This window comes from Sulfurovum sp. MH2-6 (assembly GCF_058374785.1).
Genome location: NZ_CM178170.1, coordinates 935,466 through 961,150, shown reverse-complemented (window position 1 = coordinate 961,150; position 25,685 = coordinate 935,466). Strand labels below are relative to the sequence as shown.

30 protein-coding genes are annotated in these 25,685 nt (G+C 43.9%); 8 read left to right on the top strand and 22 right to left on the bottom strand.

Features of this window, described 5'->3' with window-relative positions:
* Position 1 precedes the first annotated feature (1 nt).
* The 8 genes from AC4JOV_RS04845 to AC4JOV_RS04810 are packed head-to-tail and all read right to left on the bottom strand — an operon-like array spanning position 2 to position 6,137.
* Positions 2-1,159, bottom strand: coding sequence for a vWA domain-containing protein (locus AC4JOV_RS04845; RefSeq protein ID WP_491522190.1), 1,158 nt, complete (start codon positions 1,157-1,159; stop codon positions 2-4).
* On the bottom strand, positions 1,143-2,153 hold the full coding sequence (locus tag AC4JOV_RS04840) for an ATP-binding protein (protein ID WP_229936270.1): 1,011 nt from the start codon (positions 2,151-2,153) through the stop codon (positions 1,143-1,145). Before AC4JOV_RS04840 ends, AC4JOV_RS04845 begins: the two co-directional genes overlap by 17 nt.
* Complete coding sequence (locus AC4JOV_RS04835) at positions 2,150-2,482, bottom strand: nitrogen fixation protein NifQ (protein ID WP_229936271.1); 333 nt, start codon at positions 2,480-2,482, stop codon at positions 2,150-2,152. The genes AC4JOV_RS04840 and AC4JOV_RS04835 overlap by 4 nt, the downstream gene beginning before the upstream one ends.
* Complete coding sequence (locus AC4JOV_RS04830) at positions 2,479-3,708, bottom strand: FprA family A-type flavoprotein (protein ID WP_229936272.1); 1,230 nt, start codon at positions 3,706-3,708, stop codon at positions 2,479-2,481. The genes AC4JOV_RS04835 and AC4JOV_RS04830 overlap by 4 nt, the downstream gene beginning before the upstream one ends.
* Positions 3,702-4,001 (bottom strand): 2Fe-2S iron-sulfur cluster-binding protein, encoded by a 300-nt coding sequence (locus AC4JOV_RS04825; protein WP_229936273.1) that lies wholly within the window; start codon positions 3,999-4,001, stop codon positions 3,702-3,704. The genes AC4JOV_RS04830 and AC4JOV_RS04825 overlap by 7 nt, the downstream gene beginning before the upstream one ends.
* 44 nt (positions 4,002-4,045) lie before the next feature.
* A complete protein-coding gene (locus tag AC4JOV_RS04820) occupies positions 4,046-4,351 on the bottom strand; it encodes a hypothetical protein (RefSeq protein ID WP_229936274.1) in 306 nt (101 codons plus the stop codon).
* Positions 4,348-5,580 carry a nitroreductase family protein gene (locus AC4JOV_RS04815; RefSeq protein WP_229936275.1) on the bottom strand — a complete coding sequence of 411 codons (1,233 nt, stop codon included), beginning with the start codon at positions 5,578-5,580 and terminating at the stop codon, positions 4,348-4,350. The genes AC4JOV_RS04820 and AC4JOV_RS04815 overlap by 4 nt, the downstream gene beginning before the upstream one ends.
* Positions 5,581-5,588: 8 nt before the next feature.
* A complete protein-coding gene (locus AC4JOV_RS04810; protein ID WP_229936276.1) occupies positions 5,589-6,137 on the bottom strand; it encodes a redoxin family protein in 549 nt (182 codons plus the stop codon).
* Between the two features lie 147 nt (positions 6,138-6,284).
* Between AC4JOV_RS04810 and AC4JOV_RS04805 the strand changes: the two genes are divergently transcribed.
* Entirely contained in the window at positions 6,285-7,919 is a 1,635-nt protein-coding gene (locus AC4JOV_RS04805) for a sigma-54-dependent Fis family transcriptional regulator (protein WP_229936277.1), read from the top strand.
* A 209-nt stretch (positions 7,920-8,128) separates the two neighbouring features.
* Here the strand turns inward: AC4JOV_RS04805 and nifT are convergent, their stop codons facing one another.
* Genes nifT through AC4JOV_RS04785 form a run of 4 tightly spaced genes read right to left on the bottom strand, consistent with a single transcriptional unit; the run spans position 8,129 to position 12,100 of the window.
* Entirely contained in the window at positions 8,129-8,350 is a 222-nt protein-coding gene (gene nifT, locus AC4JOV_RS04800) for a putative nitrogen fixation protein NifT (protein ID WP_229936278.1), read from the bottom strand.
* Positions 8,351-8,353: 3 nt separating this feature from the next.
* On the bottom strand, positions 8,354-10,018 hold the full coding sequence (locus AC4JOV_RS04795) for an L-aspartate oxidase (protein ID WP_229936279.1): 1,665 nt from the start codon (positions 10,016-10,018) through the stop codon (positions 8,354-8,356).
* The gene (locus AC4JOV_RS04790; RefSeq protein ID WP_229936280.1) at positions 10,008-11,129 is read right to left on the bottom strand and encodes an aldo/keto reductase; all 1,122 of its coding nucleotides are present in this window, start codon (positions 11,127-11,129) and stop codon (positions 10,008-10,010) included. The genes AC4JOV_RS04795 and AC4JOV_RS04790 overlap by 11 nt, the downstream gene beginning before the upstream one ends.
* Entirely contained in the window at positions 11,129-12,100 is a 972-nt protein-coding gene (locus AC4JOV_RS04785) for an iron-sulfur cluster assembly scaffold protein (protein WP_229936281.1), read from the bottom strand. The genes AC4JOV_RS04790 and AC4JOV_RS04785 overlap by 1 nt, the downstream gene beginning before the upstream one ends.
* Positions 12,101-12,296: 196 nt before the next feature.
* On the opposite strand from AC4JOV_RS04785, the gene AC4JOV_RS04780 reads away from it, so the two are divergent.
* Together AC4JOV_RS04780 and AC4JOV_RS04775 are read left to right on the top strand one after the other, a co-directional pair.
* Positions 12,297-12,683 (top strand): P-II family nitrogen regulator, encoded by a 387-nt coding sequence (locus AC4JOV_RS04780; RefSeq protein WP_229936282.1) that lies wholly within the window; start codon positions 12,297-12,299, stop codon positions 12,681-12,683.
* Positions 12,684-12,955: 272 nt separating this feature from the next.
* Positions 12,956-13,906 carry an AEC family transporter gene (locus tag AC4JOV_RS04775; protein ID WP_229936283.1) on the top strand — a complete coding sequence of 317 codons (951 nt, stop codon included), beginning with the start codon at positions 12,956-12,958 and terminating at the stop codon, positions 13,904-13,906.
* Positions 13,907-13,918: 12 nt separating this feature from the next.
* Here AC4JOV_RS04775 and rpoN read toward each other — a convergent pair whose 3' ends face one another.
* The 10 genes from rpoN to nifE all read right to left on the bottom strand — a co-directional run bounded on the left by rpoN (position 13,919) and on the right by nifE (position 21,569).
* A complete protein-coding gene (rpoN, locus tag AC4JOV_RS04770) occupies positions 13,919-15,193 on the bottom strand; it encodes an RNA polymerase factor sigma-54 (protein ID WP_229936284.1) in 1,275 nt (424 codons plus the stop codon).
* A gap of 183 nt (positions 15,194-15,376) precedes the next feature.
* Positions 15,377-15,667 carry a 2Fe-2S iron-sulfur cluster-binding protein gene (locus tag AC4JOV_RS04765; RefSeq protein ID WP_229936285.1) on the bottom strand — a complete coding sequence of 97 codons (291 nt, stop codon included), beginning with the start codon at positions 15,665-15,667 and terminating at the stop codon, positions 15,377-15,379.
* 14 nt (positions 15,668-15,681) lie between these two features.
* Positions 15,682-16,080 carry a 2Fe-2S iron-sulfur cluster-binding protein gene (locus tag AC4JOV_RS04760; protein WP_229936286.1) on the bottom strand — a complete coding sequence of 133 codons (399 nt, stop codon included), beginning with the start codon at positions 16,078-16,080 and terminating at the stop codon, positions 15,682-15,684.
* Between the two features lie 69 nt (positions 16,081-16,149).
* Entirely contained in the window at positions 16,150-16,548 is a 399-nt protein-coding gene (locus tag AC4JOV_RS04755; RefSeq protein ID WP_229936287.1) for a nitrogen fixation protein NifZ, read from the bottom strand.
* Complete coding sequence (locus AC4JOV_RS04750; RefSeq protein ID WP_229936288.1) at positions 16,502-16,879, bottom strand: nitrogenase-stabilizing/protective protein NifW; 378 nt, start codon at positions 16,877-16,879, stop codon at positions 16,502-16,504. Before AC4JOV_RS04750 ends, AC4JOV_RS04755 begins: the two co-directional genes overlap by 47 nt.
* Positions 16,880-16,969: 90 nt before the next feature.
* Positions 16,970-17,488: a flavodoxin gene (locus AC4JOV_RS04745; protein WP_229936289.1), complete on the bottom strand. Its 519-nt coding sequence runs from the start codon at positions 17,486-17,488 to the stop codon at positions 16,970-16,972.
* A 399-nt stretch (positions 17,489-17,887) separates the two neighbouring features.
* Complete coding sequence (locus AC4JOV_RS04740; protein ID WP_229936290.1) at positions 17,888-18,340, bottom strand: NifX-associated nitrogen fixation protein; 453 nt, start codon at positions 18,338-18,340, stop codon at positions 17,888-17,890.
* Between the two features lie 91 nt (positions 18,341-18,431).
* Complete coding sequence (nifX, locus tag AC4JOV_RS04735) at positions 18,432-18,875, bottom strand: nitrogen fixation protein NifX (RefSeq protein WP_229936291.1); 444 nt, start codon at positions 18,873-18,875, stop codon at positions 18,432-18,434.
* A 4-nt stretch (positions 18,876-18,879) separates the two neighbouring features.
* Entirely contained in the window at positions 18,880-20,193 is a 1,314-nt protein-coding gene (gene nifN, locus AC4JOV_RS04730) for a nitrogenase iron-molybdenum cofactor biosynthesis protein NifN (protein ID WP_229936292.1), read from the bottom strand.
* Positions 20,193-21,569, bottom strand: a complete 1,377-nt coding sequence (gene nifE / locus AC4JOV_RS04725; protein WP_229936293.1) for a nitrogenase iron-molybdenum cofactor biosynthesis protein NifE — start codon at positions 21,567-21,569, stop codon at positions 20,193-20,195. Before nifE ends, nifN begins: the two co-directional genes overlap by 1 nt.
* Before the next feature lie 355 nt (positions 21,570-21,924).
* Between nifE and AC4JOV_RS04720 the strand changes: the two genes are divergently transcribed.
* The 5 genes from AC4JOV_RS04720 to AC4JOV_RS04700 all read left to right on the top strand — a co-directional run bounded on the left by AC4JOV_RS04720 (position 21,925) and on the right by AC4JOV_RS04700 (position 25,674).
* Positions 21,925-22,158, top strand: a complete 234-nt coding sequence (locus AC4JOV_RS04720) for a hypothetical protein (protein WP_229936294.1) — start codon at positions 21,925-21,927, stop codon at positions 22,156-22,158.
* 47 nt (positions 22,159-22,205) lie between these two features.
* Positions 22,206-22,586 carry a hemerythrin domain-containing protein gene (locus AC4JOV_RS04715; RefSeq protein WP_229936295.1) on the top strand — a complete coding sequence of 127 codons (381 nt, stop codon included), beginning with the start codon at positions 22,206-22,208 and terminating at the stop codon, positions 22,584-22,586.
* 11 nt (positions 22,587-22,597) lie between these two features.
* The gene (locus AC4JOV_RS04710; RefSeq protein ID WP_229936296.1) at positions 22,598-23,425 is read left to right on the top strand and encodes an aldo/keto reductase family protein; all 828 of its coding nucleotides are present in this window, start codon (positions 22,598-22,600) and stop codon (positions 23,423-23,425) included.
* Positions 23,426-23,647: 222 nt separating this feature from the next.
* Positions 23,648-25,249 (top strand): SIR2 family protein, encoded by a 1,602-nt coding sequence (locus tag AC4JOV_RS04705; RefSeq protein WP_229936297.1) that lies wholly within the window; start codon positions 23,648-23,650, stop codon positions 25,247-25,249.
* Positions 25,246-25,674, top strand: a complete 429-nt coding sequence (locus tag AC4JOV_RS04700) for a nucleoside 2-deoxyribosyltransferase (protein WP_229936298.1) — start codon at positions 25,246-25,248, stop codon at positions 25,672-25,674. Before AC4JOV_RS04705 ends, AC4JOV_RS04700 begins: the two co-directional genes overlap by 4 nt.
* Positions 25,675-25,685: the final 11 nt, after the last annotated feature.

The window sequence follows — 25,685 nt, the reverse complement described above, 5'->3', positions numbered from 1 at the left end:
TTCAAAGATCAAAATAGAAGACATCGCCGTATGGCTCTAGACGTTTCATATTTTTTTTCTGACTGATCAAAAAGAGGGTATTGAGCGGCGGTGGCTGATCGATCTTGAAAAAACCGTCACTCAGTACGATCAGTGTCCGATGAAGCTCCAGGGTATCGGTAAGATACGTTAGCAGAGGCTTGAATTCGGTACCCCCGTTTCCTTTCTCAAAGCAGATCTCCGGCCTGATATCCAGTGTATCGTAGGTGACGATCTTCTCCCTGTCCACCTGCTCGTCAAAAGGTATCACCCTCACCTCAAAATCCGTACTCACGCGCAGTATCGCATCGATGATCCCCAAAAACTTCGAAAAGGTCTGATGGTCGATACTCATAGAGCGGTCAAGTGCGATAGAGAGCAGGAGCCTGCTCTCTTCCTGCACATACCCCGGCAGATAGAGCCCCTGGTGGATAAACCTTCTGTTGGGACGCATAAAGTCACTTTTCTTGTCAAAAAAACTCTCTGTGAGATAGGTGTGAAGCAGCGTTGCCAGATCGATCTTGGGCCGGATCACCTCATGGATACTCTCCAAGAAAGAGGCCGGGATATTGCCCTGTTTTTGTGCCGCACCCATTGCCTGGACGATCAGGGCGTCGATCTCTTCCATCGCAGCCTCGGTATCTCCCTCATTTTCTATCAGATCATGCTTCTGCTCTTTGGGATCTTCGTCATCAGGAGTGCCCTCATCTCCTTCTTTTTCATCATATAAAGCGTGGTAGACCTCTTCGACACTTTTCTCTCTAAATTTTTCCAAAAAGACTTCATCATGGGGTCGTTCTCCTATTCTTTCAAAGTCATCCAAAAGCAGATTGATGACAATATCACTGCTTCTGTTCCACGTTCCGCTTTCACGCTCACCCATCCTAAAAGGGTGTTTGAGCAAAATATGTAGAAGGATGTGTGCGTACATATATTTCAAAGCAGGGTCATCCATTACTCCGATTTTTGTCTCATCGACAAAAATAGCCGTACCGTTCGTCTCAAATAGCTCATGTGGATTTTCCTGAAAATGCATCGGCAGAGAGAGTGCCAATACACTCAAGAACGGATGATCGAAAAGAAACTGAACACGTATCTTCTCCAGCCGTTTTTTCAGTGCTTCGTTAGAGGATGTAGTCACCATACTTCTCTAACCACTTTTCAAACGCTTCATGCAGTGCCAAACTCTCATCTTTGACAATAATATCTTTGATCAGCATCACGCCAAACTCGGTAGGCAGCTTCTCCGAGAAAGCAAAAAGGTGTTCTTTATGCCCCTCGCTGCCGTCATAATACTCAACCAAAGCAGAGACCAGCGCATACAAAAGAGCCGGCTGCATCTCAACCTCAGGATAGTGTCCCTCATAGATAGCAGCGATATCGGGAAGAGTCTCATAAACTTTGATATAGGATACAAACTCTATACCGGCACTGTAACCGATCGTTCCGTAGATGATGGAGTAGATCTTTTGTATATCCTGAGTTGCTTTGAGAATATTTGAGAGCATATGATAGCTTCTCGGTGTCGCAAATGCCGGATTGGCATCATCTTCCACCACCGGTTCACTTGAAAGCAGATCAGGACGGAATCCCAAAAACCCGATGATAAAGTGATGCAGATTCTCCTTGAGTGCGAAGCGCTTGAAGTCTTCAAATTTGGCTTCAAGATGCAGATGCACCATACGGTTTGCCAGCGGGGTAGGCAGCCTGAAGACCACCCCTCTGTCACTTACCCTGTTCCCCGCACAGATGATCCGCCATTTTTCGGGAAGGATATACTCGCCGATCTGGCGGTTAAGTACCAGCTGATAGATCGCTGCCTGTACCGAAGGGGGTGCCGAGTTGAGTTCGTCTAAAAAGAGTATCCCTTCAGAGTCAGGATCTTTCGGGAAAAAAACCGGCGGCATCCAGACGGTCTGATCCTCTTTGATAGAGGGGATCCCTCGGAGATCCACCGGGTCTAACTGTGACAGCCTGATATCCACAAGTTCCAGATCTTTGCTTTTGGCAATATCTGCAACGATATAGGACTTCCCGATACCCGGACTTCCGTGAATGAACAGAGGCGTATCCGTCTCTATCAGGGTCTCGATATGCGTGTAGAGTTCTGTAGTTGAGATGCTAGGCGTAATCATGCATTAAGTTCCTTGAGAATACAGGCAAAACAGGTCACTTGATCATCACATGTGGCACACGCAGGCGCAACCCTTCCGATCAGATCATAGAGATATTTTTTCCATAGTTTATCTTTGGGTTTATTGGCTGCCAGTGTCGGGAAATGCTGAGTCATGAACTTGCCCATCTCTGTTCTGCTTTTCATACCGAGATCTTCATAGAGATGGTTCATCTCCAGTGACTTTAAGGCGACCATCGGTGCGATCGTATCTGATGCATAACTGTCTGCAGCATGTGAGATGAGTAATGCTTTTACCTCTTCATACATTGTGTGATGTTCTTCTATCATAATTCCAGCTCCATCATTTTTCCCATAGCTATCTCAGCGACCTCACGGCCGAATGCCTCACAACTAACCAACTCTTCTTCAGTCGGGATCAACTTGATCTTCAGTGGACTTACTGGAAGCCTGAACTTCAGCCACTGCATACGGTCATGCAGCATATCCGGTGCTTCACCTGTCCATCCGTATGAGCCGAAAGTTGCCCCGGTCTTACCTGCACTTTCAAGGTAGGGCATACATGCCAGCAGATCCCATGCAGGTTTGACCGCATCACCATTGATCGTAGGTGAACCCACGATCACGGCATCTGACTCCTCAAGCAGATCAATCATATTTTGCTCCTCCAAAGATGCCAGATCATACATACTGGCAATCATTCCCTCAACCAGGTCAGCGCCCTTGGTGATCTTTTCGGCCATCGCCAGTGTATTGTCATAGCTTGACATATAAAAAACCGACAATATCTTCTTGCCCTCTATATTTTTATGCGCTTTGGCATCCTCACTCCACAGTGCATACTTCTCGATATAGTTCTGCGGATTTGTACGTAAGACCGGACCATGAAGCGGGGCGATAAGAGAGATATCAAATCGTTGGTAAAGTTTCAGTGCTTCACGTACATACTGCTTGAATGGACGCATAATATGCTGGTAGTAGTACTTGAAGGCATAACCGAAATCCCCTACTTCATCATCAAAAAGTCTCTCATCATAATAGTGGCTTCCAAACACATCACCGCTAAATAAGATCTTATCCTCATGCAGGTAACTGCTCATCGTATCAGGCCAGTGTAGAAAAGGAGTACTCAAGAACTCAATCGTTTTATCGCCCAAAGAGATCGTTTTTCCTGTATTGGCTATCTCAAACTCGATATCTTTTTTCAACAGTGCTTTGAGCATCATCACAGCCCTGCCGGAGATGATCAGTTTAGCTTGAGGAGCACGCTGCATAAGTTCATCGAGTGCCCCTGAGTGGTCAGGTTCCAGGTGATGAAGTACGATGTAGCGTATCTCTTCGTACGCACATAGAAGCTCAAGACGTTTAAAAAACTGATCAGAGAACTCTTTTTTAACTGTGTCCATCACACAGACCCCTTTGCTTCCCCGTACCAGATAACTGTTGTATGAACTTCCGTTCGCCGTTTTCATAATGATGTCAAATGTACGGATCATCGGATCAAATGCACCGATAAAATGAACATTTTCGCTAAGAGCAATGATTGGCCCTACCATAGTTTTATATATGAGATAACGATCTCACCCTCTTCACCCTCAACACTACATTGACACATAAGACGCTGTTTTTCATTCTTCTTATAAAATAACTCAAACACTGTTTCCTCTTTTTGAGTCAAAGGGTTTAAAAATTTCATACCTTGCTCTACTATTGCATTACACACACCACAGTCACCTGCCCTGCATCCAAACTCCATAGATGCACCGGTTCTCTCCGCAACTTCCCTCAGGCTCATACCGGATGGCACTTTGACCCTGATATTGTCATCTTTCAGATAGACTGTAGTCATACGTATCCTTTTGCGATCTTTACTTAAGGTATGCAAAAACCGTTCTAACTTCGACCGTAAAGCAAGTAGAGATAGTCATAGATATCGCTCAGGAAGAACCTACGGTTGTCCCGCTCTTCAAAGTGCCCTATCCACCCCTGATCGCCCTCAAGCACCTTTCTGCTCGGGAGCACAAATTCATTGTAGGGCAACTTGGGTTTTAACACGGTAGCGGTGGTGATCGCCTGTATAACGGCATCAAAGAGTGTATCGAGACTCTGCTCATCCTCCTTGAGGTAGAGGGTCCCGTTCATCTGCATCATACGGTAGATTGAAAGTAGTTCTTTTGCTTCTTCTTTTTCTGTGATCATTTTACCTCTCCTATCGCACAGGCATATAATATGGCATTATCGGTTTTTAAAAATGTTTGGACTTTGTTGTCATAAAAGGCACCGATTCCGGTAGCTCCGACGCCCTTGCTCTCTGCAGCAAGATAAACCTGATGTACAAAAGCACCTGCCTGCATCAGTGCTTCAGGGGAGCAGGCTTGGGCTGTCACTATCATCACCATGGCTGCATTGGCGATAAAACGCTGATCAACCATCAGGTGCGAAACCGTATCGTGATAAGAGCCTCTGCTGACACACCCTTCTGAATGATAGATACCTGCCTCCGGCCCTTCCGCTCTCTGTACGACACAATATACCTCTAGCCCTTCAGGCGCATGCGAGAGTAGTCCCATCAAATCATCAGAATCTTTTGCTGAAAGCGCTTTTGGCAGAAAGTAGCGTGCCGACCTGCGGCTATAGAGAGAACTGCTTTGAGTGACAGGCGGCCACTCCTTTACTCTAAAGGTTTCATCATACGCCTGCTTGGAGAGATAAGAGTGTAGCTTCAACTCCCCTTCAAGGTAATCTACCGCAGGTACCTGCATCAAAGGCTGTTTAAGATCTTTGACGCTCTTATCTGTCTCTTCCCCTACAGCCACAGCGATACAACTGAACTCTTCGGGAGCAAACCCCATCCAGCGATCCAGACACGCTCTGTCAATCTCAGACAAAACCCTACAATTTTGTCCAAATGTCTGTGCAGAGGCCATGATCGCACCGAGCTGGTGTCCTGCATCCAGGTAACAGTAGCGTATCGCACGATCTCCATATTTCCACTCAGACCTGTAAGGGACAAGGGAAACAAGAAAGATCATCCCCTTGAAACGCGCATTGATACCCAATGCCCCCTCCAAACCATCCTCATAAATCTCACCTACCAATACCAGGCTCTCCTCTTTGGGATTGATATGATAGATCCCGCTGATCAGCCCCTTGATACCGCGTATCTGAACATAGAGTTCAACCGGATGCAGATTCCCGGCCGAGGGTGTATTGAGACGATAGTAGGGTTTTCCGTTGAGCGTCTGATAGTCTGTCACACAACGGGAGCGTTCAACCAGCCTCAGTGCTTCAATTTCATGATAATGGTAGCGGTACAAAAACCCCGGATAGCTTTTAAACTGCGAGGGCTGTGTATCCCAGTCAAGGAAACGCGTTGTTTTCGCGACACGAAGCGGTGTAAGCATCGTCTCAGTATAGATTGCCTGCATGATACGGACTACGCAGACATCCAGTCTTCGTGTGTATGCCCTTTTTTCTTCACGTTCACGGCATCCCTTACCGCCGCTATACAGGCATCGTAATCTACTTCATCAACGATCTCAGGCACCAACTCTTTATAGACGATCACCCCGTCCCTATCGATCACATAGACGGCCCTTGCCAACCTCTCTTTGAGTTTACCTTCTGAGATCAACAAGCCGTATTTTTTTGCAAAGTTTCTGTCAGTGTCGATCACAAGCTCTGCCCCGTCGATAGACTCTTTCTCTGCATACGCTTCGACAAACTCCGGATCATCTGTCGTGATCATATAGGTAGTGAGTTTCGGGAACTCCTTGATCAGGTCATTAAACTTTTTTGCCCCCAATGAACAGACTTCGGTCTTGAGTGACGGGATGGCTATAAGCAGTTGCACGGTCGGTGCGATCATCCCTATCACGTTTTGTGAGCCGTCAAGCTTGGTAATACGGGCTGCAGGAGCCTCTTTACCGACAGATTGTTCTTTGCCAATTAGTTCTGTTTGCGTTCCGTGTACTGTAATATGCATCATTATTCCTCATTTTTTATAAAGAATATATGCAAAAATTATTCTAATTTTAGAGATCAAAGTGATTATTTTTTAATCAGAATTATGAATAAAATAATCAATCTTTATGATACCATCTCACATAAGAGTCTTAAAAAAGGGAAAAGAATGTTACCAGTAGATTTTCCGGAAGAGTGTAGAGCCTGTTCCCTAATGTTTGCCTATAAAGAGATAGAGCTGCTCTATGATATTGCTGTACTCCTTAGCAGTTCTGAAAATATAAAAGAGAGTGTAGAAAAAGGGATGCGCATGCTTAAACACCACGGTTACCTTGACCGTTGTGCACTCTTTTTGCTGAATGAAGACAAGACGCTTCTTGAGCCTTATGCTTCCATCGATCTCACCCCGCAACAAACGAGTATGGCTGTGTATAAAATCGGAGAGGGTGCAACGGGGCTTGCGGCACAGAGTGCAGAACCCATCGTGATCGAAAACATTCATAACAATATCAACTATCTCAATAAAATGGGAGCACTGCATACTTCGCTCATCTCGTATGTGGCTGTACCGATCATCCAAAAAGACGGTGTCGTAGGCGTGATCTCTGCAAACCTCAGAAAAGAGGCCCCGTTGGACTTTGATGAAATCGTAAGGATGTTGACGATACTCGGATCGATCTCTATCGGTGCGCTCAATGTACATAGACGCTTTTCAAAAGAGAAAGAGGATATCCAGGATCTCAAAACCTACTATAGAGATGAGATGCTGAGTGAATATAAGTTTGAAAACATTATCGGGAGAAGTACGGTAATGCAGCAGGTATTCAGCATTCTTGAAACGGTGGCACCTTCAGATGCGACGATCCTGGTGAGAGGAGAGACCGGTACGGGGAAAGAGCTGATTGCAGCGGCGGTGCATAATATCAGCCCCAGAAAAAACGGACCGTTTATCAAACTCAACTGTGCAGCGATCAGTGAAACACTGCTCGAATCAGAGCTGTTCGGTCATGAAAAAGGGGCCTTTACCGATGCAAAAGAGATGCGTAAAGGGCGTTTTGAACTGGCAGACGGCGGAACACTTTTCCTTGATGAGATCGGGGATATCACACCGGCACTGCAGGTCAAGCTGCTGCGTATCCTTCAAGAGCAGGAGTTTGAACGTGTAGGCGGTACAAAAACGATCAAGACCAATGTACGCCTGGTTGCAGCAACCAACAGAAATCTTGAGAAGATGGTCAAAAACGGTGAATTCCGTGAAGATCTTTTCTACCGTCTCAATGTCATACCGGTCAATCTTCCGCCGCTTCGAGAACGTTATGAGGATATCCAGTTGCTGATCGAACACTATCTGAAAAAATATATGCGTGAGCACCACAAAGAGATGTTTTTTTCAAAACCGGCACTGGAAATCCTCCTCGAATACCCGTGGCCCGGAAACATCAGGGAGCTTCAAAATACGATGGAGCGTATCGTACTGATCTGTCCTCAGGGAGAGCTGCAACCGGAGATGCTCAACCACGTGATGCCGTTTAACTTCCAAAAAATGCATATGCCCCAGGAGACGGTAACCCCACCGGCAAAACAACAAGAAACGACAAAAGAGGACAGTAATGAGACAGAAACCTACACAAAGATTGAAGAACAGGCATCTCTGACAAAAAGCAGCCTGCAGGAGATGGAAAAAGAGGCGATTATCCAGGCATTGGTAGAAAACCGGGGAATTCAGACAAAAGCAGCCAAACAACTTGGTATGACGGCAAGACAAATTGGTTACAAGATCAAAAAATACGGCATAGATCTCTAGAATACGAATTGCATTAGTTGTAGAAATCATCATGAAAGGAGAAATATACATGTCGTGTTTTGATAGTAAGTCACACCTCAAATTATGCAAAACAACACTTGCTTCATGTCTGAGCTACTATTATTTACCTTCTGCACTCTATTACGGTATCTAATCCAAGATACTGTAATAGAGATAAATATATTGTACGAAGAGGGGAGCAGAGAGGATCAGTCATCCCCTCTGCTAATAATCTTTGCATTCACCTCATCGGGTAAGTTTTTCGGTCCTGGTGGGATAAACCATATATCACCATTGGTGAGATTCACATTTCCGCCCCACTTCTCATCGCTATCAAACTCCAGTGATTCTATGATCTCCTCCATATCTTTTTTTGCCACATAGAAGAGTACCTTCCCTTCATCATTTTCTCTCAACATTACTTTTGCCATTCTCTATCCTTTCAGTATGATTAACAATTTTTTGACTGTATGCCACATATCTTTCTTTACCGCGTTTTCAAATGTTATCTCCATAAACTCCTTTCCGATTCTTCTTAAATAAGAGGCAACATTGAAGTGTTTGTTATCCTGATTCGGATAGTCGCTTCGGAAGTGTACTCCTCTGCTCTCTTTTCTCCGGTAAGCAACATTGGCCATCGCTTCAGCAATAAAGAGTGCATTATGAAACTCCAAAATGGAAGAGAGTTCCACATTGTTCTCTTTCTCTTTATTGATACAGTTGAGTCCATAACGCTTCCCTCTAAGATAGGTGACATAGGAGATCGCATCTCCCAATCCTTCTTCAGATCTGAAAGGTCCGACATGTTTAAACAACATCTCTCCGAGACTTACTCTCATCGCATTGATGTTGAACCTGTTTTCTCCATTCATGATATGCTCGACGCGGTTCATATCTTTTTCCACTTCAGAGTAATCTATAGGAAGATAATCTTTTTTATAGGCTGACTTTGCTGCCTCATACCCTGCGATCCTTCCGAAGTATGCTCCCTCCAAAAGAGAATTTCCTCCCAGTCGGTTAGCACCGTGTACCCCTGTCACCGCACACTCCCCACAGGCGAATATGCCCTGCATGGTGGTCGAAGTATCGGACCTGGTCCATATCCCGCCTATCGTATAATGGGCGGAGGGTGTGATCTCCAAAAGCTCTTTTGTGATATCCACACCGGCGGCATTGAGCGCCATCTTCCTTGATGAAGGGAGTTTTTTATCGATCAGATCCTCTCCCAGATGCCTGAAGTCAAGATAGACTTTGTGTCCCCGGTTCATATGTTCCAGAATCTCCCTGGAGAGTTTGTCCCTGGTTTGAAGCTCATCGGTAAACCGCTCACCGGTCTCATCTACAAGGTATGCCCCCTCGCCTCTCGCCGCTTCACTGATCAATGCGCCGTTTGTTTTCAAGGTCGTAGGATGAAACTGCACGAACTCCAGATTGGAAAGCAGGATATTTGCACGAAATGCGGCAGCGATCACATCCCCTGAACTCTCCTGGGCATTGGTAGAGTGCCCCCTGTAGACTCCCGCATATCCTCCCCCTGCCAGGACAAGCGACTTACAGGCCAAAGCGATCACCTGCGAATCAGCCCTGCGAAGCACACTGATACCCGCCAGCTTCTCCTCATACTTGATGATATTTAAGAGTTTATAGTTTGTCAGTAGCTTGATCCCTGCTTTGCGGCACTCCTGCAGCAGAGACATGACGATAGCAGAGCCTGTTCTGTCTGCGATATAGCAGGTTCTTACGGCACTCCCTCCGCCAAACGGCCGCTGTGCGATACTCTCATCCTCATTGGTATCAAATCTCACCCCCATTTTTGAGAGCTCTTGGATGATATTGGGCGCTTCCTGGCACATATTTTTGATATTCTCTTCATGGACCAGACCGTCTGCACCTGCAATCGTATCATCTGCATGTTGCAAGTAGGAGTCATACTCCCCCAGGTTGATCACCGCATTGATACCGCCGGATGCCACAGCGGAGTTGGAACGCATAGGGTTCCCTTTGGTAAGCACGGCCACTTTTGCACCGCTTCTTTGTGCATAGAGTGCGGCATAGAGACCGGATATACCACTACCGACCACGACGACATCATACAGCATCTCTGACTCCGAAAAGACGCGCTACCTGAGCAGGCTTGGCCTCACTGAGATAGGCCAGAGCAAGGTTCTCTTTGATATGTTGCGGCTCGATAGAACCAAAAAGTGCACTGAGTACATTGCCCGATCTGGCGAACTGCAAAGCAGTAGCAACATCGGTAACATGCTCCGTCTCCAACGTTTCACGTATCTTCTCACTGAATTTCCCTTTAAAAAGGTTCATCTGAAGCAGTGAGGATGAAGCGAACAAACCGAGCCCATACCCCTGTGCAGCCTGCATCAATGTGTAGTACTTGCCGTCAGGTCCTTTTTGGTTGCTATAGCTGTACGCATGCGGTTTTGCAAGATTGAAAGGTGCCTGCAGATACTTGAAGTGGTGAGACTTTCCGCCTGCCGCCTCTGCTATCTTTACGATCTCGGAGAGACTCAGGTACTCCGTATGCCCCTCTTCATATAAAAACGTATTCCATGACGCGATCCCGTAAGCACGTATCTTGCCCTCTTCGACCAAAGACTCAAAAAGCGTGAAAGCCGCCTTGATACGTTCAAGTACCACTTCTCTCTCTACATACCCCAGTTGCGTTTCGGGGTTGTGTAGATAGAGGATATCCAGCGTATCTAGCCCCAGGTTATCCAGTGATCTCTCCACACTCCATCTCAGATACTCCGGACTCATACAGTGCTGATCGATCACGATCTCCTCTTTTGCAGCCAACCCCTTATCCACGATATTCTCCTTGATCCACGCATAAGGATCTTCAGGAAAAGGGAACTCAAGGGGGATAAACCCTGCTTTGGAGGTAACCACCAAGGCTTCTCTATCGACTTTACCCTCGGCAAACATCTCCTGCAGTGCTTCACCGATCTCCTGTTCGCTTACCTGATAGCGGTAGTTGATCGCTGTGTCTATCACATTGATCCCGTTTTCAACAGCGGTTTTTACAGAATCCTTATAGTTAATCACATAGTTCTCTTCTCTATAGGGCTCTTTACGGAAAGTACCAAGCCCCAATGATGAGACGAAATACTCCCCGTTATATCTGAAAAAATCTTTGTTATATTTGGAGAACTTCTTTAGATAGGCGAAGGTCCCCTCTTTGGTCGCATACTCCATTAGACTACGATCACTTTCAGAGGTGCTTTGAGCTTAAACTTGAGCATATCTTCGATCCCTGCAAGTGTCGTCGTCGTATTCATCGAACAGCTCATACACTCCCCTTGGTACTTGATCAACACTTCAAAGACCTCATCCACCTCTTTGATATCTACGAGTTCCACATCCCCGCCGTCCGCTTTGAGCGTAGGTCTGATATACTCCTCCAAAATAGATTCGACCGACTTGATCTTCTGTACCAGTCCCATCGACTCAAATGAACCGTCACCCTTCGCCTCAATGATCTTACGTGACTTCTCCTGTGCCTCTTTCTCTTCAAGTGCCGTTGCAAGGAGATCGACCAGGTAGACATCTTTAGCCTCATGTCCTCCCGGTTTGACACAGGACTTACAGAATGCACCGGCTTTGGTATAGTCAACGATCTCTTCTATCGTAGTAAGTTTGTTCAAACGGATGATCTCCTGGATCGTCTCCTGTGTAACCCTTGCACATTCACAGAGGATAAACTCATCTTCAAAACTCTCCATATCCACATTTTTATAGAGGGAAGCGGCTTTTTTGATCACATCGTAGGCCATCACCGAACAGTGCATCTTCTGCCCCGGTACGGCAGGAACATCGGGCGTATCTCTCAATGCTTTTTCCACATCAATGTTCGTGATCTTTACTGCCTCATCAACGGTTTTCCCCATACAGAGTTCCGCCATCATATCCGAACTGGCGATAGCAGTACCGCAGCCGAAACTTTTGAACTTGCTATTGATGATCCTGTCATCTTTTGGATCAACCAACCAGTAGAGTCTCACCGCATCGCCACAGCTCTCCGCACCGAAATCTGCGATCACCAAAGTGTTTTTCCCTGCCTCTGCATTGGTGATCTCTCCCATATTTACAGGGTTATCCATTCTTTTTTGTACCTCTTGTGAATACTCTTCCCAAAGCGCACCGCCGATAAGATCATTTCTAGCCATTTTGTATTCCTTTATACTCTTTTAATAAAGCTATGCAAATAGTGTTCTAAAGTGATCATCCTTCATAGGTCATTGACGATACAAAATTGTTTAATTTATAAAAAAACTACAAAATTGTCCTATGATCTATACTATCTGTCACTTCTGGAACACTATATGCATACGGATAGATACATTAAATAAAAAGGAAGATAAAATGTATTTAATCACTGCCATCATCAACAAAGAATGTATCAAAGGTGTCCTGGAAGATCTCAAATCTTCAGAGATAGAGGGTATAACATTAAGTAAGGTAAAAGGTAAAGGTAAATTCATCGATACCATGAAAGATGTCGATGAACACATCAGAGTGGATATTGTCGTCTCCAATGTCACCTACAAGGAGCTTGCAAAAGAGGCGATACGTGACAATGCGAGAAACTCTGAAAAAGGTTCAGGGAAAATGTGGGTCACGCCTGTCATGGAAGTAGAACGTATCCGTACCGGAGAGACCAACGAAGATGCACTCTCCCACTCTGTAGTCGAGAAAACCGCTCCGAGTGTAACTGAGAGCTTCACTCCGGAAGATACGCCTGCGAGTTAACGCGTGACTTCCACTCCGTGTTCCGCCTCACCTGAGGTGGAATACCTACTACCGTCATAAGTCCATAACCCATTTTTCTCTTTTATAAGGTAATTAACCCTCTATTTTGGTGCGTGGTTACGCATCCTGTGCGAAAGACAATCCCCTGTTTCACCGCTCCCATGCGCATTTCTGAACATTAAGCTTCTACTTAGAGGTGATGAAGGATAATGTAAACTACAACATCTTTCAAAATAAACGGAACAATGCACTAAAACGAACCGGGGATAGAGATGCATGAGAAAATAATAACATCAATCGTCATTTTAACGGGTGTGATACTGAGTGCAATTTTATTGAGAAGAGTAGGATTACTCAAAGAAGAACAGGGAAAGCTTTTTGCTGACTTGGTGACACACCTGACGTTGCCTGCACTTGTCTTCTCTTCGCTCTCACACGCAACGCTATATCCCAGGTATGCTCTACTGGCTCTTTTCATGGTAGTTGCTGAACTACTCTCCCTGGTTTTGGCATGGCAGGTAGGGAAAAGACTGCATCTGGAAAATCCCCAGATGGGTGCGTTTATGTTGACATCAGCCTTTGGAAGTTCATCGTTTTTGGGATATGCATTGATTTCAGAGGTTTTCCCCGGCAATAGTGATACATTGGCCGAGGCTGTCATCATCTCTGAAGTCGGACTTGCTCCGGTCCTTTTTACTGTTGGTACAATGGTCGCTATCTATTACGGAAAAAGAAATCTCGATCCTAAAGAAAAGGTCGTTGCGGCGCTTGGCTTTTTCAAGTCCCCGCTTTTTTTCTCACTCCTTGCAGGTATCCTCTGGTCCATAATGAATCTTCCCGTCGAAGGTCTGTTGCTCACTCCGATATTTGACTTTTTAAACGTGTTGTCCTCTGCCAATACATTTTTGATAGCAATGACAGTCGGGGTACTGCTGCATTTCTCAGGTATGCTTGAGGTGATAGGTATCATACTCTTTACCGTCCTGATCAAACTCATCCTCAAACCTCTGATGCTATGGGTACCTACCTTAGCCATGGATCTTCAAAGTTGGCAGATACAGGTGATGATACTGGAAGCGGCCATGCCCTCTGCCCTCTTAACTGTAGTCTTTTCCAGAACATACGGCTGTGATGCAAAACTGGCTTCCAAATTGACTTTCGCTACACTTCTTGTCAGTGGTATCACTCTCATTACAATGTTTGATCTTTTAACGGACGGATAGAGCGCTGTCCCCTTAGAGCATCTCAAGCTGATAAAGAAACTTTCTCTCTTTAAAGGAAGGGATATCCAGCTCCTGGCGGTACTTGGCAATGGACCTTCGTACCATCTGGATACCGAAACGTCCTTCGAGCATCTCATGGATCACCTTATCACTATAGGGTTTGCTTTTATCTTCAGAGTGGATCAACCTTTGGATAAACTCTTTAAGCTCTGCGGTAGAGACATTGCCTATCGCATTGGAGAAGAACTCTTTGAAGGAGAAGATGCCCTGTTCTGTCTCCAGATACTTTCCGTTGATCGCCCGGGATATCGTCGATTCGTTAAATCCAAGCTCTTCTGCAACATCCTGAAGTTTCAGGGGGTTTAACGTACCGCCCATAAAAAACTGGTACTGCTTCTCTATCAGTACCAGTGTAATATTGTAGAGTGTGCTCTTTCTCAGATCCAGGAGCTTGACAAGTTCTCTGGCTTCTTTAAATTTCTGTTTTGCGAAATTCTCATATTTGTCGATCTGTGTCACTTTGAGATCGGGATAAAACGAATGATTCATCTTGATCGTCAACCCTTCTTGATCAAAATAGACAAAAAGATCAGGCAGGATAGGCGGTTCACTCTCCATATACTTGATCGCCGGCGGATTTTTAAGATGTTTGAGTATCTCTTTTGCTTCCGAAGCCCTTGGATGGTTCAGAAACTTCTCCAAAGACTCGAACTGTATGATCATTGCACTGAGCAGCAGACTCATATCATCATCCAGGTCAAACTCATTGAGCTGAAACAGAAAGGACTCTTTATAGTCCCTTGCCCCTACCCCGTACGGCTGTAGATAGGCAAAACGCTGTCGTACCGACTCTACCTGTGCAGCAGAGACACCACACTGTGCGGCGATCTCCTCGATATCCCCTTCAAAATACCCCTCATCACTGATATAAAATATGATCTGTTTTGCGATCTTCTGAGAGATCGGTGTAGGGAAAAGCGGTGCAGCGATCTGTTCATCCAGTTTTTCATAAAGCGACTGCGTCGATATACTCATCCACTCTATCTCATCACTTGATGCATTGGAGACACGGTTTTGGTAGGAGAGGTAGGCCTCGTGTGCACTGCTTGATGAACTTTCCGCTACTTCAAACCCGGAATTTACTTCAAGACACGGGTTTTCATTGGCGATATTCTGTATATGTTTTTCCAGATCCGAGAGTGAACACTGCAGCAAGGGCAACCATGTCTGCATTGAGAGACGCGGTATCTGTTTTTGTTTGAGATTAAAGACTTGCTTGATTGCCATAGATATCCTCTTGTAGTATATAATTTCATTTTACTCTTTATTCTATGCATATTTTGTTCCAGTATGCACAAAAATGAATCTTTATTCAAAAAAAAGGATAATCATCATTAAAAAGATCATGAGATCACTTTAATAAGGATTACTTCCACTCTCCGGAAAATCCGGAGAAAGAGTCTATAACAATTAGTATTTTAGACGAACAAGACCATTTGGACTTGTGATCTTCATTTGGCAAGCAAGACGAGCTTTAGGGCTTGTTTCACCGATTGTTTTCATTACAGCCTTTTCTTTATCAGTCATGTCGCTCAAAAACTCCATCCCTGATTCAACAAGTACTACACAGGTACCACATTCACCGTCACGGCACCCAAACGGCAGTGCAGAACCTGATGCTTCTACGATATCCTGAATTGTTTTACCCGGTGTTACATTGATTGCCAAAAAATCATTAATGATCTCTACTCTAGTTGTCATTGTTTGTCTCCTTTTTATTCAAATGGCTTAACGAGCATTGAGCCCTTGATAATACACTGACAAGCCAATCTTATCGGTGTCTGTTGAGCATACTGTTGTGCTACCTCAGCCTCTTTTTTTGTAATAGCACCCATCTCAACAAGTGTATTAAGTTCCTTGTCTTCCATGTAAGTTGTGTATTTGTCTTTATCCCAGGAATCAGGGTCTACCTTGCTCTCAAACTCAGCAGCCTCATTAGGAATAGTCTCAAGCTCTTCGACTCTTACAGCACAACTACCACACATACCGTCAGTACATTCTGTAGGAATGGTGATGCCATTGTTGGTCGCTACACGTAAAAGTACGTCCCCTTGCTTTGCAACAACCCGCTTATCCATACCTTCACCGAAACCGCAGAAGATAATATTTACCATAGTTCCTCCTTTTATATTTTTGATCTTCATATCTATCATAGATATGAGATCTGTGCGAATACTCAAAACTCAGTCATCGCTTCCTTTGTTTTGAGATTGCTTCGCTGCCTTCTCGGCAGCTTTTTTTTCACGGTGTTCTTTTAACCATCTAAGTTCTTCTTCGACTTCATCATAGCCGTCTACATCATCGATAGCCACCAGCTCTGCCTCACGGCAACCGTAGGTAGATCCCTCTTCGATAAAATGTACTTCATAGATACGTATCACTTGCAGCCAGTCACCGATATGGGTCACATACCCTTCTGCCCCGGGCTGAACCAGGATCGCATCAGGCGAATGAAAAGGGTTGGAGCCGTCATTCCGTATAGGCTTGGTGATACGTACTCTCTGTCCCAGGTGAAATACCGGCAGGATCTCATCTTTAGTTGAAGCTGAGATTTGTTTGGCTTGTGCATGAGTGAACTCCATTGCTTACCTCCTCTATATCATTACAGCTTGAAGAAGTTGAACAGGTACTACAAGCACTCGGTTTTCCAAATGTATCCCAAATCTCCGCAGCTGAAGGAGAATATCCGTTCTCAAAGTTTTTGTAAACCGAGATCAGGGCAAATTTATAATAATCCAACAACTTCTCATCACTACCGAGATCATGACCATCTGCTTTCTGTATCATCTCTCCGTATTTTTTCATAATGTGAAAACGTTTGACATACACCAATCTCTCATCATACTCAAGATCAAAAAAATCAAAATAGTCTTCAGCATCTGTTATTGTTTTAAATTCCTGTAATGCACTCATCTTAAATCCTTTTAATACACTTTGCAATTTTTAGTCTAATCAGATAGATTAAACTTATGATATTTATTACAAATTCCGACAAATTTGTCGTTAGATACCCATTTCATTCTTGAGCTGTTCAGCCCAAGTAGTGATTCTCTCTGAAGTCAACTCCGCTTGATTTACATCATCGATAGCCAAACCACAGAATTTTCCATCTTTCTCAGCTGCAGAGTATTTATAGGTGTAACCTTCTGTCGGCCAATATCCATACTCGGTATCGGCACCCAATTTGGTGAAAGTATCTTTCATTTTCCCCAACGCACTGATAAACTCTTCACCATGAGTATCCTGATCACCCGCTCCGAAAAAAGCAACCTTTTTACCATTAAAGTCAGGTTCATCATTTTCCATTTCATAAAGAGGGTCTACCCAGTCACGCTGTGGGTCCCCCTGCCCCCATGTAGATGAACCGATCAAGAGTACATCAAACTCATCGAACTGATCAAGATCGTCATAATCCTCTTCCATATTGATCAGCTCAGCCCCGTCAAACAACTCCTCTAGCTGTTCTCCTGCTGCCTGTGTCACACCGCTGCTGCTTCCAACGAAAATTCCTACATTTGCCATTTTTTCTCCTTTTTAATAACGCTTTCAAAGCTAAGCTTCTAAAGTCTCTTTTGCAAAAAACTTGCCATTTAGGCAACTTTTTTTCACAAGATTGCTAACGCTGAGTTCCACCTAAAGGTATACACTGCGATAACCTCGGCGGTGAGCACCCCAAGAGTACTTCCTACTGGGCGCCCACGCACTTGTGCTCTGGATTTTTGTTTACAAAAATCTGTTGCTACCTGCTACTTACTCCCTGCTACCTACTACTCACTATCTACTATAAGCCTCGTTCCCAAGCTCCAGCTTGGGAATGCAAACGTCAACTCTGCTTCCTATTCAGGTATGCATTCCCAACGAGGACGTCGGGAACAAGAAAAACCTGCTCCCTGCTCCCTGCTACTTACTCCCTGCTATCTACTACTTATTGATACACGGTTTGTACTGTTCATAGATACTGAATGCCTTGTCCAGATGTTTTTGTCCATCTTCATAAAGTTTATCAATGGTTCTATACCCAAAACGGTGTGCATCTTTGAAGTATTTGTCTACCAGTACGATCTTGTCTGCGATCACGATACACCTTCCGAATCCTTCATGACTCATCTCCATGACGACATTGCACATCACACCGGTCTTTCTTTCAAACTGAAGGGCGATGGCCTTGAAGATCATTTTGATCTCTCCGATCAGCATCTCGTCGATATCGGCAATAATAGGTATATTTTTGAGATCCTCTTTTGTCTTGACATATTTCTTGGTCAAGAGTTCTTCATCACTCATCTTTGCCCAGTTTCCGAACTGGTCGGTAGCTCTGAGCTGACGGATCAGCTCCTCGGTAAATGCATTGTGTTCCAGTGTTGTATCTATCATCTTCTTTCCTGTTGTTTTTTATACTGTAAGGGTGGGAAAGTCCCACCAAAGCACTCTTTAAAGGTGGACTACATCCACCCTGCACATTTTGTTATTCATCTGTCCAGCGTTCCAGTCTCGGATCTTCAACCGTTTCAATATTCATAATTCTTTTGATCCACGGCGGCGGGTTGGTATTGATCATCTCTATGAGCTCTTTCAGTACCTCTTCGATCGCTCTGGGCTCCTGTACTTTCATCGGGTTCATTCCGGCACGGATCACCTTGGCTGCAGCTGTCCCTCCGATCGATTCACAGTACATGATATTGATACCTTTAAGTGCCTTGACCTTAAAATCGGTCTTATCATCACCGGTCATTTCAGAGGTATCCGTTTTGATGACACCATCGAGTACAAAGCCGTCTTTGGAAACGTTATAGACAATGAACTCCTTGGCACCGCCAAAGTGTGCATTGATGCTCTCAAGATCTTTGGTTGCAAATGCCACCTTGATACTATTCTCCAGTTCTTCTGTGTTTTCTACTGTTATTTTCATTGATTCACCCATGATGTTTCATCTCCCGTAGTTTATTGGCAACCTCGAAAAGGAAGTAGGCACCTCCTTCATAAAGCTGATCACTTTTAAGTTGATTCCCCAGTTCTTCGTAATTTGGGAAGCCTCTGAGTATCAGCCCTGTATGGCTCTGCGCATCCATATGCAAGATTCGTTCCGCATGGAAATTACTGATGACAAGATCTGCATCTTGAAAGTCTGCTCTTGCATCTTCCAGGTCTCCGACAAAGACCTTTTTTGCCTCTATTTTTTCAAGAGCCGGACTATAGACCGTCGCTACCACGGCATCTATCGTTCCTCCGACACTCTGAAGCAGTTCAGCGATCCCCACACACATGTCAGGCTCACCGGTGATCACAAAACGTGATGACCCTATCAGAAAATGCGTATCCAGCATCGCATCCTGCAGACGTCCCCTCCATCTTTTTATCGACGGTGTAGGCGCTATCTCTCTGATCTCCATTAATGCACCTACAAAATTGTCGGTCATATCCTGTCCCATCAGGTGATCAAAATGCAGATGTCTGATATGGGGATTTTTCTCCAGCAGTGCTTCGGCGGCAATACGCATAGAATCTCCGATAGAGATCACTGTGGCACAGTTTCCAAGTGTTTCTATCTCATCGATCCCTATACCGCCTTGTGCCAGTTTCCCCTGCTGCTCACCGAAAAACCCGTCCATAGAGGTAGAGAGATCAGGCAAGGCATAGGTTTCAAATCCGAAGCTTTCGCACAGCGCTTTGATCTTCTCCACCTCGACAGGCTGCATACTCACATGCGGAAGCAGCAACAGCTTATTGGGTCTCACCTGTGTGTATGGTCTGGTATGCTGTTCGATCAATGCTTTGGCAGTCAGTGCCCATCCGCTCTCCATTCCCCCCTCATAGTCGGGGGTATTGACATAACAGTAGGGTATCTCTATATGTTGTCCGACGCCCCTTACATCATCCCCTTTTGTCTCGGTCAGGCCTGTCGTGTGCAGTCCTATCAGTTCCGGGGTGAACTTGTTTTTCTTCGTAATGTTTTCAATAGACATCAGGATAGAATAATCCCCGCCATCCAGTACAGCCGTGATATCGGTGACTGAAGTGTTATACATCGGGATAGGCTCATTGAAATGCCGGGTAAAAAATACCTTCGTGTACGAGGCACACCCCTGTGCGGAATGCATCAGAGGCAGACAGTTGCGGATACCGTAAAATGCCAATGCCGCACCCATAGGCTGGGAGTGCTTGATAGGATTGACCTGTAGGGGTTTATGCTCATGTTTGCTAAGTTCTATGGCGTAATTGACTTCCATTACTCTACCTCCGTTGATGCTGTATCCCAAGGGGCTTTTTTACTGACATTGGCAAAAACCGGGTTGTTAAAGGCATGTCTGAGGTCTTCGGCCAGATTGAGCAGCCCCTCGAACCCTCCGTAACTTACCTTCTTCTCCTGGTTGACATCGATAAATGAGATCTTCTTTTTGATCGCCGTATAGAGACTTCTCCCTCCTGCAAGCAGGATATCCGCACCTTTCTCATCGATCACCTTAGACTGTTGGGAAGCCGGCGTCTTCATCAGTACCGCATCCGGTCCGAGATAGTTTTTTGCCTTTTCTATATCATCCTCTGTGGATTTTCTGATCGATGTTGCGACGACCTCGATACCGAGATCCTGAAGCCCCGATGCGATAGACCATGACTTGTTCCCTCCGGTATTGAGTACGGCTTTTTTCCCTGCAAAGAGCGCTTTATAGGGTTTCAGGCGTGCTTCAAGTTTCTCCTCTTCTTCTCTCAACACCTCTTCGGCTCTGGCGATCAGCTTCTCGTCCCCCAAAGCCTTCACGATCTCACGGATCGCAAAAGCGGTATCCCGCTTCCCGTAAAAGGAGACAGAGATCCACGGAATGTCATACTGCTCATTCAGCTTTCTACACAAGGTGATCAGAGACTTTGCACAGACGATCACATTGAGCTTGGCACGGTGTGCCGTACGGATACTCCCTACTCTTCCGTCACCGCTGAGTGAACTGAGTACACGGATACCGATCTTTTCAAACAGAGGCAGATACTGCCACATATCTCCGGTGACGTTATAGTCCCCGATAAGGTTGATATCATAAGGGGTGGTATATTCGGGCTCTTTGGTCCCGATCAGATGTTCGAGCACTGCTTCTCCGGCGATGCGGGACCCGAGGTTTTTCCCCCCGACAAATCCGGGAGCATGGACAGGGACTACGGGTACACCGTGTTTCTCACTCCCCAGCTTACAGGTCATGTCGATATCATCCCCGACCATTGCCGTCACACAGGTCGAGTAGACAAAGATCGCTTCAGGGGCATACTCTTTCATAATAAAGTCTATCGACTCTTCCAGTCTCTTATCGCCACCGAAGATCACATCATTGGTTCTGATACCCGTAGTAAACCCCATGACCGTATGATCACGGCCTTCATAAGAGCTCAATGTCTCTCTTGTCTCCCAGGACGCCCCAAGGCAGGTTTGCGGTCCATGGACCAGATGCACGGCATCGGCATAGGGAAAGAGCGAGATCTGTGCACCGTCAAAAGCACACCCTCCCGCGGAAAGTCCAGGCTTGGGTTTGTCACACCCCTCTCCGGGTTTTTTATCCTTACTGTGAGAACAAGCACTCTCATTCAGTAACTCTTTTATCTTGGCTCTGTTGACCATAAATGACTCCTTTATCAAGCTATATGGATACCTTGTGCAATTAATGTGCCAGAGAAGGAAATATCGAACGTTTTTTGCAACTATGTTGTTATGAAAGAGAATAAAATTGAACTTTACTGCGCAGGGTGCCGGAAAAACTACACCGTAAAAAAAGAGGATTTGGGCCTGATGGTACCACTCTATCATCATGCTATCCTTTATGAAAATGGAAGATACATATTTAAAGGAGGATGCTTTTTCAAACTACTTGCCATACTCAAACGGGAACAGAAAATGATCACCTGATTCGGGGACGCAACAGCCCGCTTAAGAACAAAGAATGCATCTGTATCTAAAAACATAAAAAGGAAAAATCATGGAACATCACGTCATTATCGAAAAACTCTGCAGCTGCGCAAAAAGAGACGGTTTAAGTCAGATCGTTACCTTTGAGACGAAAGAGCGTGCTAAAAATGCTGCTGAAACACAACTCTCTTTTATGGAAAACAGTTTCTGCGGAAAGCACACTTTTGACATCACCGAGGTGGATGACCACTATGTGATAGGTATGCTCGGCGGATGTGGTTGCGGTTCACATGAGAAACACTAAATCACAACAAAACCTTACAAAATTGGCAGAGAGGCAAATGAGATACGATGCAAGATAATTTACAACTCAATATCCCCGATATGGACAAAATACATGATGAGTTTTTGGATCTTCTTTCCAAAATAAAATCATGCAACAAGAGAGATTTCCTTCCGCTTTTTGAAGAGATGATCACACATACCAAAGAGCATTTTGCCTACGAAGAGCGTATCATGACCGAACATGACTTCTATGGAAAGCAGGAGCATTGCGATGAGCATACAAATCTTTTAAACGAGATGCAATACTTTTATGAAAAAGCACAAAGGATTCCTGCGTTTGGAAGATCCTATATCAATGACTATGCCTATGAGAAGTTCAAAAGACACGTTATCAGTATAGACTCTCAGCTTGCCATGTTTTTGAAAGAACACAATCTATCATCCTAAAGAGACCTCTCATGCACGAAAATCAGAACACGACTCCTATGCCTTCTCTCATCTACGGGACGGCATGGAAAAAAGATCAAACGGCCAGGCTGGTCCTGGAGGCATTGAAATCCGGATTTAAGGGAATCGACACCGCCTGCCAACCCAAACACTACAATGAAGCGCTTGTAGGAGATGCCCTGAAGCTCAGCGGTATTGACCGAAGCGAACTCTTCATCCAAACGAAATTCACTCCGGTTACAGGACATGACCCGAGCGCCATTCCCTATGATAAAGATGCCCCCTTATCCGAACAGGTGGCACAGTCATTCGAGGTTTCAAAAAACAATCTAAAAAGTGACTACGTCGATGCACTGATCCTCCACACGCCTCTCTTTCCGTTTGCACACCTGATAGCAGTATGGAGAGCGATGGAGAAGATCTATGAAAGAGGTGAAGCAAAGGCACTGGGGATCAGCAACTGCTATGATCTCAATGTTCTAAAACGTCTCTACAGTGAAGCAGAGATCAAACCCGCTATCGTGCAGAACCGGTTTTATGAAGAGAGTGACTATGATGTGCATTTACGAGCGTGGTGTAACGCACAGCATATCACCTATCAAAGCTTTTGGAGCCTGACAGCCAACCCGCATCTACTTGGCAGCAGAACCATTATGAAGCTGGCACTGAAATACCGAAAAAGCGAGGCACAGATATTTTTTGCCTACCTTATCTCACAGGGCATCACCCCGCTAAGCGGTACCACCTCCAAAGAACATATGAGAGACGATCTGGAAACTGACCGGATAGTGCTTGAGAGTGACGAGATCGAACAGATCAGCAGTCTTCTTCATCATTGACAGTTTTCATGATAAAACGTTCTATAGAGAACGTTTTATAAGGTTTTCTATTGAGGGGTATAGATTTATGCCTTGCGAACGTCGCTACAACGGATAACCTTATACAATATGTTAGATTATAAGGTTTTCATTTTTTTACTAACATAGACAATCTACATAATAAGTGATTAAAAGAGAATACTTAGTATAATTTTTCCCTAAAGATAAAACGATTGGGGAATTATGGAGCATATATTAAAAGAAAATAATAAAGCTATTGTCCATTTAAGACAACAGTTCAAGAATAAAAATCTTGGGCTTGTGTTTGGAGCAGGAGCTTCAATGAATTTAGGTTTCCCATCATGGGAAAATCTTATTAAAGATATTGCTGAACATTCCATGGTTGATGGTATTTCACTATATGAATCTGTAAAAAACTCTGTTCCCCAATCAAGTATAACAGATATACTATTTCAGCATTTTAAAACAAAGAGAATAAAGGAGCTAGAAGGAGAAGATGAATATTTTATAAAAAAAAGATTACTGTCTGATTGGAGAGGTATAATTTATTCCTCACTATATCGTGAGGCGCTTAAAGACCGAAAAGGTAAATTATTATCACATCCTTACCTTAATGACTTTATCCCCTTGATTCAAAACTCAGAAATAACAATAAATTATAATTTTGATGACACATTAGAGTTTATACTGTCTGAGCATCATCAAGATGACATACAGAAACCATATCAAGTTTTATGGGAGTCACATAGCCACTACAAGACAGGATCTCCTGTTATATATCATCCTAATGGTTTTTTACCAGAAGATGAAAATAGTCAACAAAGCGAAGAGTTAATATTTTCAGACGAATCATTTTCTGACCAATTATTAGAGAGTATGTCAGGGAAATCTAATATGATTTTAAATCAATTTACTAAGAAAACTTGTATATTAGTTGGTTTATCACTAGAGGATGCAACACTCAAACACTTATTGAGACAAAGTGCTGTTTTATCACCTGGAAACTATCATTATTACATACGATATACAAATACAGAATTAAGTAGAGATGAAAAGGAAGCAATATTCAATTCCAATTTCACTACATATAACTTAGTTACATTATTTTTTAACGATGAAGAAATCAGTACATTTACTAGACTAATTACACAAGAAGCAGAAGAATTTCAGATATATGCTAGAGAATTAGACATACCTATTAAGTTTGTAAATTATTTTGTTGGATCTGTTGCTGTTGGCAAGTCTTCCATACTCTCACATTTTGGTAATTTTCATATTTTAGAGGAATGGATAGATAAGAGACCGGCGGAGCTTGTAAAACCATTTAATGATTTAACTCCAGAAGAAGAAGAACAGGTTGAAAAATGGATAAATGGACAATTTTACAAGAAAAATAAATGGTTGGATGAACAAAGGGAAGGTTTTTTCCTGATAGACAGAAGTCCTTTAGACCCCATTAGTTTTACCAACAATAATCATGAAGAAAAGAAACGAGCAGAAAGTATGTTACAAGGAATTGCCAATGGAGAAGGACTAATAGTAGTTCCTGGTCATATTATTTTTTTAGAAAGTGACGAAAAAGAACAAAAAGGCAGACTGCTTACAAAAAGAAAAGTTTCATGGACGGAAGAATTTTTAATAGATTTGAATATGAAAACTAAAAAACTTTACGGAGATAATTACTCAACATATATAATAAACAGCCGCAGTACCCTACATGATACAATTAAAAATACAGCTAAAGTACTTTTCTGTGATGGTTACAGTGAAATAAATCTTCATACCAACTTAGAAGTATTAGCAAAACAGGGAATAACTTTATGAAAAAGAAAATATATTTAGCAGCGCCATTATTTAATAAGCAAGAAAGAATGTACAATAAATCTATAAAAAATTTATTGATCTCTAGATATGAAGTCTATTTGCCTCAAGAGGATGGACTATTACTAAAAAACTTACTCGATGAAGGTATAGAATTAAATATTGCAGAAAGAAAGATTTTTTCTGCGGATATTGCAGCTATGAAAAATTGTGATATTTTGCTATCCATTTTAGATGGTGCCCATATTGATGAGGGTGTTGCATTTGAAATTGGATACATGTATGCTTTAGATAAAAAATGCATAGGACTACAAACCGATACAAGAAGACAGCTTCCGTCAGGAAACAATCCAATGATTAGTATGTCATTAGATAAAATTTTTGACAATGCAGAAGATGTTATAGATTGGCTGGAAGGTCTAGCCTAGCTACCAATTTA

Bases quoted from the DNA above. Each gene is read 5' to 3' on its own strand.
- AC4JOV_RS04840 (WP_229936270.1), bottom strand. From the start codon at position 2,153: ATGATTACGCCTAGCATCTCAACTACAGAACTCTACACGCATATCGAG.
- AC4JOV_RS04835 (WP_229936271.1), bottom strand. From the start codon at position 2,482: ATGATAGAAGAACATCACACAATGTATGAAGAGGTAAAAGCATTACTC.
- AC4JOV_RS04830 (WP_229936272.1), bottom strand. From the start codon at position 3,708: ATGGTAGGGCCAATCATTGCTCTTAGCGAAAATGTTCATTTTATCGGT.
- AC4JOV_RS04825 (WP_229936273.1), bottom strand. From the start codon at position 4,001: ATGACTACAGTCTATCTGAAAGATGACAATATCAGGGTCAAAGTGCCA.
- AC4JOV_RS04820 (WP_229936274.1), bottom strand. From the start codon at position 4,351: ATGATCACAGAAAAAGAAGAAGCAAAAGAACTACTTTCAATCTACCGT.
- AC4JOV_RS04815 (WP_229936275.1), bottom strand. From the start codon at position 5,580: ATGCAGGCAATCTATACTGAGACGATGCTTACACCGCTTCGTGTCGCG.
- AC4JOV_RS04810 (WP_229936276.1), bottom strand. From the start codon at position 6,137: ATGCATATTACAGTACACGGAACGCAAACAGAACTAATTGGCAAAGAA.
- AC4JOV_RS04805 (WP_229936277.1), top strand. From the start codon at position 6,285: ATGTTACCAGTAGATTTTCCGGAAGAGTGTAGAGCCTGTTCCCTAATG.
- nifT (WP_229936278.1), bottom strand. From the start codon at position 8,350: ATGGCAAAAGTAATGTTGAGAGAAAATGATGAAGGGAAGGTACTCTTC.
- AC4JOV_RS04795 (WP_229936279.1), bottom strand. From the start codon at position 10,018: ATGCTGTATGATGTCGTCGTGGTCGGTAGTGGTATATCCGGTCTCTAT.
- AC4JOV_RS04790 (WP_229936280.1), bottom strand. From the start codon at position 11,129: ATGGAGTATGCGACCAAAGAGGGGACCTTCGCCTATCTAAAGAAGTTC.
- AC4JOV_RS04785 (WP_229936281.1), bottom strand. From the start codon at position 12,100: ATGGCTAGAAATGATCTTATCGGCGGTGCGCTTTGGGAAGAGTATTCA.
- AC4JOV_RS04780 (WP_229936282.1), top strand. From the start codon at position 12,297: ATGTATTTAATCACTGCCATCATCAACAAAGAATGTATCAAAGGTGTC.
- AC4JOV_RS04775 (WP_229936283.1), top strand. From the start codon at position 12,956: ATGCATGAGAAAATAATAACATCAATCGTCATTTTAACGGGTGTGATA.
- rpoN (WP_229936284.1), bottom strand. From the start codon at position 15,193: ATGGCAATCAAGCAAGTCTTTAATCTCAAACAAAAACAGATACCGCGT.
- AC4JOV_RS04765 (WP_229936285.1), bottom strand. From the start codon at position 15,667: ATGACAACTAGAGTAGAGATCATTAATGATTTTTTGGCAATCAATGTA.
- AC4JOV_RS04760 (WP_229936286.1), bottom strand. From the start codon at position 16,080: ATGGTAAATATTATCTTCTGCGGTTTCGGTGAAGGTATGGATAAGCGG.
- AC4JOV_RS04755 (WP_229936287.1), bottom strand. From the start codon at position 16,548: ATGGAGTTCACTCATGCACAAGCCAAACAAATCTCAGCTTCAACTAAA.
- AC4JOV_RS04750 (WP_229936288.1), bottom strand. From the start codon at position 16,879: ATGAGTGCATTACAGGAATTTAAAACAATAACAGATGCTGAAGACTAT.
- AC4JOV_RS04745 (WP_229936289.1), bottom strand. From the start codon at position 17,488: ATGGCAAATGTAGGAATTTTCGTTGGAAGCAGCAGCGGTGTGACACAG.
- AC4JOV_RS04740 (WP_229936290.1), bottom strand. From the start codon at position 18,340: ATGATAGATACAACACTGGAACACAATGCATTTACCGAGGAGCTGATC.
- nifX (WP_229936291.1), bottom strand. From the start codon at position 18,875: ATGAAAATAACAGTAGAAAACACAGAAGAACTGGAGAATAGTATCAAG.
- nifN (WP_229936292.1), bottom strand. From the start codon at position 20,193: ATGGAAGTCAATTACGCCATAGAACTTAGCAAACATGAGCATAAACCC.
- nifE (WP_229936293.1), bottom strand. From the start codon at position 21,569: ATGGTCAACAGAGCCAAGATAAAAGAGTTACTGAATGAGAGTGCTTGT.
- AC4JOV_RS04720 (WP_229936294.1), top strand. From the start codon at position 21,925: ATGGAACATCACGTCATTATCGAAAAACTCTGCAGCTGCGCAAAAAGA.
- AC4JOV_RS04715 (WP_229936295.1), top strand. From the start codon at position 22,206: ATGCAAGATAATTTACAACTCAATATCCCCGATATGGACAAAATACAT.
- AC4JOV_RS04710 (WP_229936296.1), top strand. From the start codon at position 22,598: ATGCACGAAAATCAGAACACGACTCCTATGCCTTCTCTCATCTACGGG.
- AC4JOV_RS04705 (WP_229936297.1), top strand. From the start codon at position 23,648: ATGGAGCATATATTAAAAGAAAATAATAAAGCTATTGTCCATTTAAGA.
- AC4JOV_RS04700 (WP_229936298.1), top strand. From the start codon at position 25,246: ATGAAAAAGAAAATATATTTAGCAGCGCCATTATTTAATAAGCAAGAA.